We start from the raw sequence: 13749 nt of genomic DNA on the forward strand, positions 1-13749 counted from the left end.
CCAAACACCGCACCAGAAGCACCGCTCCATGTCACCCAGAACGCCCGGCCTCGATCCCATCCTTGTCATCGATGACGAGGCAGACCTGCGCGAGCTGCTCGATATTTCCATCCGGCGCATGGGACATGACGTGGTGCTGGCCGGCTCGCTGGCCGAAGCGCGCGAGAAGCTCGCGCAGCGCCGCTACAGCCTGGTGCTGACCGATATGCGCCTTGGCGATGGCCTCGGTATCGAAATTGTGCGGCAGCTTTCGGCTTCGCCCGAGCGCGTGCCGGTGGCGGTCATCACCGCGTACGGCAGCGCCGACAACGCCGTGGAGGCGCTCAAGGCCGGCGCGTTCGACTACATCGCCAAGCCGGTCTCGCTGGACCAGTTGCGCAGCCTCGTGATGAATGCGCTCGGGCGCCAGCAACGCGAAGGCCAGGACAATGCGGCCAACGCCGAAGCCGCGCTAGCGGCCGACCGCGCCGCCGCGCTGCTGCCGGGGCATTCGGCCGCTATGCAGGAGGTGCGCCGCTCGCTGTCGCGGCTTGCGCGCAGCATGGCGCCCGTGGTGATCAGTGGTGAATCGGGCAGCGGCAAGGAACGCGCCGCGCGCGCGATCCACGCCACCAGCACGCGTGCCGCGCATCCGTTCGTGGCCGTGAACTGCGGCGCCATCCCGGAAAACCTGATGGAGTCCGAGTTCTTCGGCCACGTCAAAGGCGCGTTCACGGGCGCCGACGCCGAGCGCGGCGGCTTCTTCCAGGCCGCCAACGGCGGCACGCTGCTGCTCGACGAGGTGGCCGACCTGCCGCTCGCCATGCAGGTCAAGCTGCTGCGCGCGCTGCAGGAACGCCGCGTGCGCAAGATCGGCGCGAGCCGCGAAGATGCCGTCGATGTGCGCGTGATGTGCGCGAGCCACAAGGACCTGGCCGCGATGGTCTCGACCGGCCAGTTCCGGCAGGACTTGTATTACCGCCTCAACGTACTGGGTTTGCGCATGCCGACGCTGCGCGAGCGCACCGAGGACATCCCCGTGCTCGCGCGCGCCATCCTCGAACACCTGGCCGTGCGCTACAGCGACCCGCGCCCGCGCCGCCTGTCGCAGGCCGCGCTGGAGCGGCTGGTGGCCTATCCGTTCCCGGGCAACGTCCGCGAACTCGAAAACCTGCTCGAACGCGCCTACGCATTTGCCGAGGCCGAAGATATCCAGGTGGAAGACCTGGGGCCGCTCGACGCCAATATGGAACATGCGGCGCTGCGACCGTCGCCGTCGCCGCTGACCCCTTATACGCCATGGGCTGGCATGATGCCCGCCGAGCCCGCGCCGGTTCCCGTACTCGCGCCGCTGGCGGCGGCCGTACCGGAGCCCGAACCCATCGTCGTGCCGGCCGACAAGCCCGATACCGCCGAACGCGCTTGCCGTGGCGTCACGTTCCCGATCGATCTGCCGGCCCGACTGGAAGACGTGGAGCGCGAGATCATCCTGCAGGCGCTGGCCCAGACCGGCTTCAACCGCACCGCTGCCGCGCCGCTGCTGGGCCTGAACCTGCGCCAGTTGCGCTACCGCATCCAGCAACTCGGTATCCGCGACGGACGCGATGAGCGCGAGGAAGGGGAGGGCGCGGCATGACGGCCCCCGCTTCAGGCTCCATTCCGGCCAGTTTCCTGCCCGACGCCGAAGGCTGGGTCCCGGCCGCGCGCCGCGTGCCGTCGCCCAACTTCGACGAGCGGCCCGCCGGCATCCCGGTGGATCTGGTGGTGCTGCACAACATCAGCCTGCCGCCGGGGCAGTTCGGCAGCGGCGATATCGAGGCCTTCTTCCAGAACCGGCTCGACCCGGACCGCCATCCGTTCTTCGCGACGATCCACCAGGTACAGGTGTCCGCTCACTTCCTGGTGCGACGCGATGGCGAACTCGTGCAGTTTGTCCCATGCAACAAGCGCGCATGGCACGCCGGGCAGTCCGACTTCTTCGGCCGCGGACGCTGCAATGACTTCTCGATCGGCATCGAGATCGAAGGCAGCGACGACCTGCCATTCACGGCCGGCCAGTACGCCACCACCGCCACGCTGGTGAAGGCCCTGCGCGCCAGCTTGCCGGTACAGGCCATTGCCGGCCACAGCGACATCGCGCCGGGCCGCAAGACAGACCCCGGACCGCACTTCGACTGGGCCCATTTTGCCCGCCTCGCCGATGTTCCGCAAAACCTGTTACCCTACCGCCCCTCGCACAAATAAGGTGCTTGTCCGGGGCAGCCACGGCGCCATGTCGGTGCGGTGTCACATACCAATTCCCCACGCTCGCGTGGGGCTATCGGACAGGTCGGCCGAATAAAAAAATTTTAAGAAAAATGTGCGCTTGCGAACGACTTGGCCGGAGCCCTTGTCGTAGAGCGGTTCCCGGGAATGTGGCGCTGCCGCACTTGTCATCCGGGTGTCGCAACCACGCTTGTCAAGACTGGTCTTTCGGTTTTGTTTCACTATACTTAGCCCAGTTTTCCGCAGCGACCACTATATCTAGTAGTTCATCCGGGGAGCTGGCCCAACCTTGAGGGAACTGTCGCAGACGTGGCGATAGTGGTTGAAACCCTGATGTGGGGCTGGCGCATCACAAGAGTCCCTGGCGAAATGTGTAGCAAAAAGCAGTCGGTTCAGCCGTTCTTCAGGTCCGGCAGGACGCTTTCGCACCCGCATTTCGCCAGGGACTCTTTTGTCTCTTAAAACAGGCTAAAAAACAGGATTCCTTATGCAAACGGCCCAGAACGAAATCACCACGGGCGCAACGGGCGCCGCCGGTATTGCAGGTACCGCGCAACAGGCCTCCGCAGCCCAAGCCGGCACGACGAACTACCAGGATTACAAGATCATCCGCCGTAACGGCGCCGTGGTGGCGTTCGAGCCGTCCAAGATCAACGTCGCCATGACCAAGGCCTTCCTCGCCGTAAACGGCGGGCAAGGTGCCGCTTCCGCGCGCGTGCGCGAGATCGTCGAGCAACTGACGCAGAACGTCGTGCGCGCGCTGGTGCGCAGCCGCCCGAGCGGCGGTGCCATCCATATCGAAGACGTGCAGGACCACGTCGAGCTGGCCCTGATGCGCTCGGGCGAGCATGAAGTGGCCCGTGCCTACGTGCTGTATCGCGAGAAGCGCAAGGCAGAGCGCGCCAGTGCCAGCGCTCAGGCCGTGGCCCGCGTGCAGGAAGGCGGCGTGTCGGTCAACGTGACCGACGCCGGCGTGACCAAGCCGCTGGACATCGTCGCGCTGCATGACCTGCTCGACACCGCCTGTGCCGGCCTGGGCAAGACCGTCAGCGCCGAGCCGATCCTCAAGGAAACGCTCAAGAACCTGTACGAAGGCGTGCCGATGACGCAGGTGTACGACTCCGCCATCCTGGCCGCGCGTACCCTGATCGAAAAGGACCCGGACTACAGCCAGGTCACCGCCCGTATCCTGCTGCACACCATCCGCAAGGAAATTCTGGGCGCCGAAGTGACGCAGGCCGAAATGACCACGCGTTACGCCGAGTACTTCCCGAAGTTCATCGCGCGCGGTATCGCCGCCGAGCTGCTGGACGAAAAGCTGGCCACGTTCGACCTGGCCCGCCTGGGCGCCGCGCTGGACGCCGGCCGCGACTTCCAGTTCAACTACCTGGGCCTGCAGACGCTGTATGACCGCTACTTCCTGCACATCGACGAGACTCGCATCGAGATGCCGCAGGCATTCTTCATGCGTGTCGCCATGGGCCTGGCCCTCAACGAAAGCGACCGCGAAGCGCGCGCTATCGAGTTCTACCAGTTGCTGTCGTCGTTCGACTTCATGTCGTCCACGCCGACCCTGTTCAACTCGGGCACCCGTCGCTCGCAGCTGTCGTCGTGCTACCTGACCACGGTTTCGGACGACCTGGAAGGCATCTACGAAGCGCTCAAGGAAAACGCACTGCTGTCCAAGTTCGCCGGCGGTCTGGGCAATGACTGGACCAACGTGCGCGCGCTCGGCTCGCACATCAAGGGCACCAACGGCAAGTCGCAAGGCGTCGTACCGTTCCTGAAGGTGGTGAACGACACCGCCGTGGCCGTGAACCAGGGCGGCAAGCGCAAGGGCGCCGTCTGCGCCTACCTGGAAACGTGGCACCTGGACATCGAAGAATTCCTGGAGCTGCGCAAGAACACCGGCGACGACCGCCGCCGAACCCACGACATGAACACGGCCAACTGGATTCCGGACCTGTTCATGAAGCGTGTGATGGAAAACGGCGAATGGACGCTGTTCTCGCCGTCGACCTGCCCGGACCTGCACGACAAGGTCGGCAAGGCATTCGAGCAAGCCTACCTCGGCTACGAAGCCAAGGCCGCCAGCGGCGAACTGAAGCTGTTCAAGAAGGTGCCGGCCATGCAGCTCTGGCGCAAGATGCTGGGCATGCTGTTCGAAACCGGCCACCCGTGGATCACCTTCAAGGACCCTTGCAACATCCGCAGCCCGCAGCAGCACGTCGGCGTCGTCCACAGCTCCAACCTGTGCACGGAAATCACGCTGAACACCAATGACAGCGAAATCGCCGTCTGCAACCTGGGCTCGGTCAACCTGGTCGCCCATCTGACGAAGCAGGCCGATGGCTCGTACGTGCTCGACCACGCCAAGCTGCAGAAGACCATCCGCACCGCCATGCGGATGCTCGACAACGTCATCGACATCAACTACTACGCTGTCGAGAAGGCCCGCAATTCCAACCTGCGCCACCGTCCGGTCGGCATGGGCATCATGGGTTTCCAGGACTGCCTGCACGTACTGCGCACGCCGTACGCCAGCGACGCCGCGGTGAAGTTCGCCGACAGCTCGATGGAAGCCGTGTGCTACTACGCCTACCAGGCCTCCACCGAGCTGGCCGAAGAGCGTGGCCGCTACGAGACCTACACCGGCTCGCTGTGGGACCGCGGCATCCTGCCGCAGGACTCGCTCAAGCTGCTGGCCGAAGAGCGCGGCGGCTACCTGGAAGTGGATCACTCGAGCAGCATGGACTGGGACAGCCTGCGCGGCCGCATCAAGCAGCACGGCATGCGCAACTCGAACTGCATCGCCATCGCGCCGACCGCCACGATCTCGAACATCATCGGCGTGTCCGCGTGCATCGAGCCGACGTTCCAGAACCTGTACGTCAAGTCGAACCTGTCGGGCGAGTTCACCGTGGTCAATGACTACCTGGTGCGCGACCTGAAGGAACGCGGCCTGTGGGACGAAGTGATGGTCGCCGACCTGAAGTACTTCGACGGCTCGCTGTCGCGCATCGACCGCATTCCGCAAGACCTGCGCGACATCTACGCCACCGCGTTCGAAGTCGAGCCGACCTGGCTGGTCGAAGCCGCCAGCCGCCGCCAGAAGTGGATCGACCAGGCCCAGTCCCTGAACATCTACATGGCCGGCGCCTCGGGCAAGAAGCTGGACGACACCTACAAGCTGGCCTGGCTGCGCGGCCTGAAGACCACGTACTACCTGCGCACCATGGCTGCCACGCACGTGGAGAAGTCCACCGTGTCGCGCGGCTCGCTGAACGCGGTGTCGTCGGGTAGCGCAGAAGATCAAGGTGCCGCAGGTGCGGCAACTGTTACGCATCTTGCTGGCGCGGCGATCGAGGCTGACGGTCCCGTTTGCACGATGCGTCCGGGCGACCCCGGCTTCGAAGAGTGCGAAGCCTGCCAGTAATCACGCAGTAGCGACATAGCGTAGCAACCAACCACCCCCGGGGTTTGCTCCCCTCTCCCGCAAGCGGGAGAGGGGCCGGGGGAGAGGGCCGGCGCCACCACCACGTGAGCCGTCATTTTTGACCACCGCGCCCCCCAATCGAATCACGGAGAACCACATCATGCTGAGCTGGGACGACGACGTTCAAGCCACCCCGCAGGCCGCACCGCAGCCTGCCCTGCAACCCGCTGCCGCCGTCACGGCTGACCAGCAAGGCGTCCTGCCGTCGAGCGCCACGCAAGCCGGCATCCTGGGCAACAACCCCAACGCCGCCGCCGCGCAAAGCAACCGCCGCGTCAACGCTGCCGACAAGCGCGTCATCAACGGCTCGACCGACGTCAACCAGCTCGTCCCGTTCAAGTACAAGTGGGCGTGGGAAAAGTACCTGGCCGGCTGCGCCAACCACTGGATGCCGCAGGAAATCAACATGTCGCGCGACATCGCGACGTGGAAAGACCCGAACGGCCTGACCGAAGACGAGCGCCGCATCATCAAGCGCAACCTTGGCTTCTTCGTCACCGCCGACTCGCTGGCCGCCAACAACATCGTGCTGGGCACCTACCGCCAGATCACCGCGCCGGAATGCCGCCAGTACCTGCTGCGCCAGGCCTTTGAAGAGGCCATCCACACGCACGCCTACCAGTACATCGTTGAATCGCTGGGCCTGAACGAAGCCGAGATCTTCAACGCGTACCACGAAGTGCAGTCGATCCGCGACAAGGACGAGTTCCTGATCCCGTTCATCGACACGCTGACCGACCCGTCGTTCAAGACCGGCACGCCGGAAAACGACCAGAAGCTGCTGAAGTCGCTGATCGTGTTCGCCTGCATCATGGAAGGGCTGTTCTTCTATGTGGGCTTCACGCAGATCCTGGCGATGGGGCGGCAGAACAAGATGACTGGGGCTGCGGAGCAGTATCAGTACATCCTGCGGGATGAGTCGCTGCACTGCAATTTTGGGATTGACCTGATTAATCAGATCAAGCTGGAGAATCCGCATCTGTGGACGGCGGAGTTCAAGGCTGAGATTACTGAGCTGTTCAAGAAGGCGGTGGATCTGGAATATCGGTACGCTGAGGACACCATGCCGCGTGGCGTGCTGGGGCTGAATGCGCCGATGTTTAAGTCGTATCTGCGGTTTATTTGCAATCGTCGGTGCCAGCAGATTGGGTTGGATCAACTGTTCCCGAATGAGGAGAATCCGTTCCCGTGGATGTCTGAGATGATCGATCTGAAGAAGGAACGGAACTTCTTCGAGACGCGCGTCATTGAGTATCAGACGGGTGGGGCGTTGAGCTGGGATTGAGGGGTGTCGTTGTAGTTTGTTGTCGTCGTCTATAAAAAAATGGGAGCTGATGGCTCCCATTTTTTTGGGCCAACATGGCTGCTGGCAGCCGGTTCGCGTCATCGGGGCGCGCTATGTCGTACGGACGAGTTGATGGAGAAGCATCTGTCAACTGGGAAGGCCGATGGCTGCTCCCAAGCGCTGACTCGGCCCTTCCTAGTACCAACGTCGAAGTGATCGTTTCCGAGGTCTAGCGCACATCCGCTCACATTTGGACGAGCTGCAAGCGGTCGAATCAGCGAGTTCAGGAGTGACAAGCGGCCGTATTTTAGCGAGGAATTGGCGGGGGCAGTAGCGTTTCAGCAATTCGCCATCACACCCTCCATCAAAGATTTACCTCATTGCTGCAATTCTTGAACGAATATAGTCAAACTCTGGATTATTGACTAATTCCCTACCCAATGAATATAGGGCTTTCTTGCCAATGCCATCTGCAAGCTTGTATTGGCATGCTTTGCTGTCAGCGTCATATTTGCAAAATTGGCATTGATATATTTTCGCGCTTCGACAGCTTTCGCGTAGTTCCCTTACGAGGTCTAAAATTAATTCGCAAAATACTTCGTAAAGCCATTTGCCTTTTGCGATAAGTGAAAGAGAATCAAAATCTTTACTCAAGCCGCGAGATTTCATGAATGCGTTTAAGTCATTTTTCTTTGCTTCGAGCGCATCCTTCGTTTCCTGTTGAAGCCGGCGACCGATACCGTCTTCATACCGAAAGGTAGAGAGGTAGCCCGGTGTGACGGCCGTGCGCAAAGCCTCGGCCGCCGGGTAGAATATATCTAGAAGTGCCGTCGCGAGTCTGGTGAAGAGGGCGGTAAAATCAAGCTTTTCCAGAAGGCTTGGGGAAATAGATGATGATTTGGTGATTAATTCCTTTAGAACTTCTGCGGAAACAAAATGACTCTCAATCGAGTATTTTTTGAGTATGAGCAGAGGGGCGAGTTCCGGCATTTCGCTGCGGAAATGACTCGCATCTCGATCAACGATGCCAAGAATATGTGCCTCAATATCTCCCGGTGTTGTTGATAGTGCAACCAAGTCCTCCATGGCGCGCTTAACGCCAGCAGATCCTGGTGTGTATTCTGCGATATTTTCTACTGCATAAACTTCGCAAGTCTTTCCCGCGCTCGCGGCGATTTGCTCAAAAACCTTAATGTCATCAATGCCTTCGACGATGAGGTGGGGCATTTTGCACATGACTGCGAGATTTAGTATCTCGTCGATTTCATATTTTTCCATTTAAATTTTTCCCACCCTGAGCTCGGACAGATACTTTCTGTTGTCTTTTGCAATGGCTGGGCTATGTGATGCCACAATAATTTGAGTGCTGGGCGCAAGTTTTGTGAATAGTGCCATGAGCTTTCTTTGCCACAAAATATTAAGTGATATTTCGGGCTCATCAATAATAAGAAAATCTCGTTCGCGGGCGCCAAACAGGACTAGTGACAGAAACGTGAGGATATGCCGCTCACCACTCGAAAGGTCTTCTAGATCGTGCTCGTCTCCCTCTATTTCTATGACGACACGATTTTCCTTGAAAACCAATTTTTTTGAGTCAATCAAATATTCATTAAACGTGTCAGTCAACAGATTAATGGAGCTGAGCATCAACTTCTCGACCTCCAGCTCTTTGATCATTTTTTTCAGAAGAGTAACCAATAAACGATTGGTGAGAAGATTTTTGGTTTTTTCATCGTCAAGTGACTCAAGGATCTCAATCAGTTTTGTCTTGAATGTGTTCTCAGTGCTGTCGTTCAACGCTTCGGCTATTCGTTCGCTGTTAGCCTTGAGCGTGCTAAGAAAATCTGGGTTGAGTGTCTGTTGTTCAGACTCCTTGGGGCCGTCCTCACTAATCGCTATGGCCAGGGTGTCGAACAGCGCGCTCTGAATTTTTTTCGTGGCCATAACTCGAGCGAACTGATAACGCTCGACAAGTAGGCTGGAAATATTTTCCAGCTTGATGTTTTGGAGATTAATGTGCGCCAAAGAAAAATCGAGTTCGCTCGTCCTGCTTCGCGATGAATGTTGTCTGCGCTTAATAAACATCGCGAGCTCATCGACCATGTCTCTTACTCGCCTAGGCTCCATCGAAAAAGACCGCGAAAACGGAGAGCGCGTAAAAAATTCATAGAGGAGAACTGGCTCGATGCGAAAGGCTTGGTTACTAATGCCCCTCTCTACGCCGAGTGACATGGATTTGCACTCTACTAGACTCGATGCCAGAAACGACTCCCAGTTGTAGTCTGTCTCGTTGCGCTCGACTACAACAGTTTTCGTTTCATCTCCATCAAAATAATCGCACTCTAATCGTGTGATACCAACTGCCAATAGGGCGCTCGTATTCTGCGCCAAGAATGCGTGAAGCATCCGCAGATACGTTGTCTTTCCAGCGCCGTTCGGTCCATACATAACGGAAACTTCGCTGTTCGAAAAATTCACTTCTGCGAATCGCGATTTGCCTTTGAAGCCTTCGACGCGAAACCTAGATAGAGTTGGCATTTTAGAAAGTTATTTGTCTTGTCAACGCAATTTGTATGCATCTTCAGCGGAAGATGAGTAACTCAGGCAGAGTTTCCCGAGCTTTGACCAGCAATATCTTAATGTTTATAGTCTGTGCGTGTCTATCCACACATAGCCTGGCGTATGTTTGAGCAAACATTCGAGTTGAGCCTTGCGGGAGATCTGCTACAGGGGGCGCGGACGACGTTAGAGTGGGGCGTCCCTGGATGCGCAGGCAACGACCGCTAGTTGAGCCGAGCCCCCTTTCTCGGGATCTAAAGGCAGCTCATCGGCCGACTTGCCCCTTCGGCACTGCGTGGCGGAGGACACAGGCGGGTCGATAGGGGCTGTTGCCGGCATCCATAGATTTGACTGTCCGCTTTACCCAACCCAAATAACGATTCGCTGACGCTGAACCTTAACCTTTAGCGATTGGCCGACGCTGAATCCCGCTCGTTCCAGCCAAACACCGCGTAACCGAATCCACGGGATTGCCCGTAGACCGGTGAAGTTATTGCTCCTACCTGGAACAACCGAGAAGTGAGTTCGGCCGATCTTCATCGTTCGAACGTGTGTGCCAGTGGATCTAATTGTCATGGCGGCTCCTGAGTGAATGACCGCAAGCTGTCCGGGCGCGGTAAGGCCGCTGCGAGAGTGTGTTCAGCACTTGACGATGGAGTAGGCTACGCATGACGGTTGCAGTCGGCAATCTCCTATAAGGTCACGCCATACAGCACCACCAAGACCGCCTCTGCTGAGAGGCCAAGACGTAAAACATCCCCAGGGCTATGCGGTTGGCTGGCGCGTCGAAATGGCGAAGGGAAGGGGCGCGCCTGTAGCCGTCTCTACTGCCCCCGCAATGACAAGGAATGCCGCTGCGGCGAGTTCTGTGTCTCCAGCATCTGGAGCACCCCGAAAAGCCCGGGCAACCATGCCAACGCGATCCGGCGGATCGTCGACAACTGCTCACATCAACATGAATGACGACGCCGTACACATTGCAGATCAGGAAATAGCCATGGAATACGCCTTCACTTTCAGATTCCTGCTGTCGCAGGCCGACCACGACATCGAAGCACTGGTCGAACGCCTGGGCGAGGCAGGCTGTGATGACACTCTCGTGGGTACAGGCCTGCTAGGACGCGTGGCGTTGTCATTTGTCCGCGAGGCAGATTCGGCGAAGGCGGCCATGGTGAGCGCCCTTTCCGATGCCCGGCGCGCCATGCCGTCCGCTACGCTGATCGAAGCGGTTCCCGATCTGGTGGGACTCACCGATATCGCCGATGCCGTCGGCATGTCACGCCAGAACATGCGCAAGTTGATGATCGGCTATCCCGAGTCTTTCCCGGCGCCGGTGCATGAAGGCAGCACCACACTCTGGCACTTGCTGGATGTGCTTGTCTGGCTGGATCAGCGCGATTACAGCATTGACCCGATCCTGTTGGATGTCGCCGCCACGGCCATGCAAGTCAATTTTGCCCGGTGTGCCAGTCAGGTGGGCGCGGGAGTTGCGGGCGCTGGTGGGGTAGGGGCGACGCGCCACCCGCGTGTTCGCGCCGCCCATGCTTCAAATGCGGCGTCGCTCATCCCGGAAGTGCCCGAATCAGCTTGCTGTCCAGGACGTAGCAGGCGACGGACGCCAGAATGGTCATTCCCGCAATCATCAGCAATGGCCGTCGCTGTCCCGGGCTGACATAGAGCAGGTATCCAAATGCGCCGAGCCATACCAGCGCGAGGACGAGGTCAAACAGGAGCACGGCGGCGGATACAACGCCTGCATATCCGACGAACATATCGTCTCGCGTTGGCGATGCGACGATGTGAAAGAGGCTCAGCCCGACAAGCGAAGCAGGCAACAATACCGAAGGCAGCAGGAACAACCATCGTAGTGTCATTGCTCAGGTCTCTCTTTGTCAGAGGAAGCTTCCCTTAGCTACCTGCCCGGCATTGGGCTGCCCCGGTCCCCGGCAGTGTTCGTTGAACGACCACAACACTCATGTGGGCATGCCGGCAAGAAATCGATGGAAGCGGATCGTGTGGGCAATCCTGCGATCGGCTTGTTGTAGCTGGTTCCTGGCTCCTCGATATGGATGCGGGCTATGCCAAAGCCCCGATCCGCCAGGCATCGACGAACCGTGTCAGCTCTGTCATGAGCCAGGCGCTTGTCTCCCTTCTCCGACTCGTCAACGTGTCCGGCAATGAAGACGCGCTCATAGTTCGGAAAGCTTGATTTCAATTCGGCTATCCAGCTTCCAAGCCGCAGTGCCTGCGCGGTGTCCAAAGCAGATGACTCAACGGGAAATGTCAGATCCAACGAGCGAACAGGGCTGCACGCAATCGCACCAGACAATGATGCGCACGAGAGCCAGAACACCGCCGCCGCCTTACTCAGAACAGACGATGTAACCCGCGATGTTGTCAGCATTTTCAATAGTCCTTCGGTCACGTGCCTGGGCGGAGGCCGGGCTTATTGATCACCGCGATACGGTGGACGTCCTGTGTGCATCGATGGCTGACTGCTGACGCGTGTAACACATCAGCATTGGCGATGTTTTGCCGACTAGGAAGTTGGCGCGTCACCCAGCGATCCGTCGCAAGAAACGACGCGGAAAAGAAGAGGAGACCAGCTGTGTAGGCGAGGACTGCCCGCAACCGTTCGCCCGGCCGGCGCACTAGTATGTAGAACAAAGGCAGCAGGCCACCGAAGGCGATCACTGCCGCGCAAAGGACCGTGATAATTGCAAGCGCAGCTAAAGGGCCGGTCGTAACTTGAGCAAGCGTAACCGGCGTGCACACCGCGATTATTGCAAACGCGATGCCCAGCAGGCTCATTGCGATTGCGCACAGATCTACAAGCCTGATGGCTTTGCTTGCCTTTGGCTTCATCACTTAAGCCCTTCTGATGCGAGACGGTCTGCCAGACTCATCCAGCGCCGTGAACTATCGGCGACGACATGGGCATAGTAGAAATGACCTTCGCCGTTGCCCGCCAGCATCTGCTTACTGAGCAGTGGAGCGGCAGCCGCCAACTCTAGCCACGGCATACCCGCATATATCGAATCGCCGTATTGCACCAAGTCGATCACAACGGTCTTCCGGATATTGCGATGACATTGAAGGTCCGCCAGGAAGTCCTTGGAGATGGGCGAGCCTACCAGCACCAAATGGTCGATGACGTGGCCATGTCTGGCGTACGACCACGCAGTCTGTGCGGCCAGCAAGGATCCATAGCTGTATCCGATCAGGTTGAACTGAGGAGCTTCCGATGCCATGCCGCTGGTAATCGTCCATTCGCCGTCGTCACGGTAGCGGATGACCATGCCAGATCGAATGGCATCGAGCACCATGCCGCCTAGAGCGTAGCCTTGCGGCAGCGCGTGTGTTGAGGAGTTTGTCAAACCGGCAAAGCACTGAGAAATGCCAGCTCGGCGGAAGGCTGCCAATTGAGGCTGGACATACTCTCCATCCAGACCGGCACCGCCCCAATACAACGTTCCCCGCGGCCGCAGCAAATATACCTTTACAGGTTCTTTGTCAGAAACGGGCGTCAGACGTACATCGAGAGTCTTGAGTGGTTGCATGACTAAACGTCCTCCCCGAAGACCTCGAGCCGCACCGTCGTAGCGCGGTCCGCGAATACCCGCGTGGTAAAGCCTTCGCAGTCGGTGCGCCCTTCATGCGTTCCGCTCTCGCCCGTGATGCGATACCGCCGATTCGGTAAAGGCTGGCCGCTGCTCTCGTCCAGCAGTTGGATGCGTTGATCGTGGCTGGCAGTCTTCAGCGATTGCAGCGCTTGCCGCGTTGCTGCAAAGCCACCGAGCAGGGTGGCACTATGCTCGCTCACGTCCGCTGCAGCGATAGTCATCGTGAACGGCCGCGAGGCATAGAAGACCGGCGCCGGTTGGCAGCCGCAAACACAGATATCTCCGCTGAGTGCGACTTCCTTGCCCATGTCCGAACATGGCAGGCGCGGCCCGACGCACACAATCTTGCCCACGCGCTTGCATACGGGGCAGTACACGGCATCGCCTTCCCGGGCGACGGGAACGTTGTGCCAGAAGTACGAGTCGCTGCCCCCGGAAATGATGGCGCCGTTGTTGGCCTTATCGCCTCTGATGAGATAGGTCCGAGTCACCATGGCGAAACCTCCGCACGCACGTGTACCTCAGGGATTGCTGACGGAGCG

The 13749-nt window shown here is 59.2% G+C and carries 11 protein-coding genes and 2 pseudogenes; 6 read left to right on the forward strand and 7 right to left on the reverse strand.

The window, feature by feature from the left end:
* Window positions 1–28: 28 nt before the first annotated feature.
* The 4 genes from KHO41_RS21280 (at window position 29) to KHO41_RS21295 (ending at window position 7025) form a co-directional block, all read left to right on the forward strand.
* On the forward strand, window positions 29–1615 hold the full coding sequence (locus KHO41_RS21280) for a sigma-54-dependent transcriptional regulator (protein WP_211955270.1): 1587 nt from the start codon (window positions 29–31) through the stop codon (window positions 1613–1615).
* Complete coding sequence (ampD, locus tag KHO41_RS21285) at window positions 1612–2223, forward strand: 1,6-anhydro-N-acetylmuramyl-L-alanine amidase AmpD (RefSeq protein ID WP_211955271.1); 612 nt, start codon at window positions 1612–1614, stop codon at window positions 2221–2223. Before KHO41_RS21280 ends, ampD begins: the two co-directional genes overlap by 4 nt.
* Window positions 2224–2731: 508 nt before the next feature.
* On the forward strand, window positions 2732–5680 hold the full coding sequence (locus KHO41_RS21290; protein ID WP_211955272.1) for a ribonucleoside-diphosphate reductase subunit alpha: 2949 nt from the start codon (window positions 2732–2734) through the stop codon (window positions 5678–5680).
* Window positions 5681–5840: 160 nt separating this feature from the next.
* On the forward strand, window positions 5841–7025 hold the full coding sequence (locus KHO41_RS21295) for a ribonucleotide-diphosphate reductase subunit beta (RefSeq protein WP_011299085.1): 1185 nt from the start codon (window positions 5841–5843) through the stop codon (window positions 7023–7025).
* 372 nt (window positions 7026–7397) lie between these two features.
* Here KHO41_RS21295 and KHO41_RS21300 read toward each other — a convergent pair whose 3' ends face one another.
* From KHO41_RS21300 to KHO41_RS41905, 3 genes are all read right to left on the reverse strand, one after another.
* Window positions 7398–8303 carry a DUF4435 domain-containing protein gene (locus KHO41_RS21300; protein WP_211955273.1) on the reverse strand — a complete coding sequence of 302 codons (906 nt, stop codon included), beginning with the start codon at window positions 8301–8303 and terminating at the stop codon, window positions 7398–7400.
* Complete coding sequence (locus KHO41_RS21305; RefSeq protein ID WP_211955274.1) at window positions 8304–9563, reverse strand: AAA family ATPase; 1260 nt, start codon at window positions 9561–9563, stop codon at window positions 8304–8306. It lies immediately after the preceding gene.
* Between the two features lie 381 nt (window positions 9564–9944).
* On the reverse strand, window positions 9945–10160 hold the full coding sequence (locus KHO41_RS41905; RefSeq protein WP_211955275.1) for a SymE family type I addiction module toxin: 216 nt from the start codon (window positions 10158–10160) through the stop codon (window positions 9945–9947).
* Window positions 10161–10314: 154 nt separating this feature from the next.
* On the opposite strand from KHO41_RS41905, the pseudogene KHO41_RS42080 reads away from it, so the two are divergent.
* Together KHO41_RS42080 and KHO41_RS21315 are read left to right on the forward strand one after the other, a co-directional pair.
* Window positions 10315–10547, forward strand: a pseudogene (locus KHO41_RS42080) (hypothetical protein).
* A 34-nt stretch (window positions 10548–10581) separates the two neighbouring features.
* Window positions 10582–11085, forward strand: a pseudogene (locus tag KHO41_RS21315) (helix-turn-helix transcriptional regulator); the annotation flags it as partial.
* Between the two features lie 411 nt (window positions 11086–11496).
* Here KHO41_RS21315 and KHO41_RS41910 read toward each other — a convergent pair.
* Genes KHO41_RS41910 through KHO41_RS21335 form a run of 4 tightly spaced genes read right to left on the reverse strand, consistent with a single transcriptional unit; the run spans window position 11497 to window position 13701 of the window.
* Window positions 11497–11988, reverse strand: a complete 492-nt coding sequence (locus tag KHO41_RS41910) for an OmpA family protein (RefSeq protein WP_211955276.1) — start codon at window positions 11986–11988, stop codon at window positions 11497–11499.
* A 17-nt stretch (window positions 11989–12005) separates the two neighbouring features.
* On the reverse strand, window positions 12006–12449 hold the full coding sequence (locus KHO41_RS21325; protein ID WP_244873942.1) for a hypothetical protein: 444 nt from the start codon (window positions 12447–12449) through the stop codon (window positions 12006–12008).
* Complete coding sequence (locus KHO41_RS21330; RefSeq protein ID WP_211955278.1) at window positions 12449–13144, reverse strand: thioesterase domain-containing protein; 696 nt, start codon at window positions 13142–13144, stop codon at window positions 12449–12451. Before KHO41_RS21330 ends, KHO41_RS21325 begins: the two co-directional genes overlap by 1 nt.
* 2 nt (window positions 13145–13146) lie before the next feature.
* Window positions 13147–13701, reverse strand: coding sequence for a PAAR domain-containing protein (locus KHO41_RS21335; protein WP_211955279.1), 555 nt, complete (start codon window positions 13699–13701; stop codon window positions 13147–13149).
* Window positions 13702–13749: the final 48 nt, after the last annotated feature.

This window comes from Cupriavidus numazuensis, from assembly GCF_905397435.1.
Taxonomy (GTDB): domain Bacteria; phylum Pseudomonadota; class Gammaproteobacteria; order Burkholderiales; family Burkholderiaceae; genus Cupriavidus; species Cupriavidus numazuensis.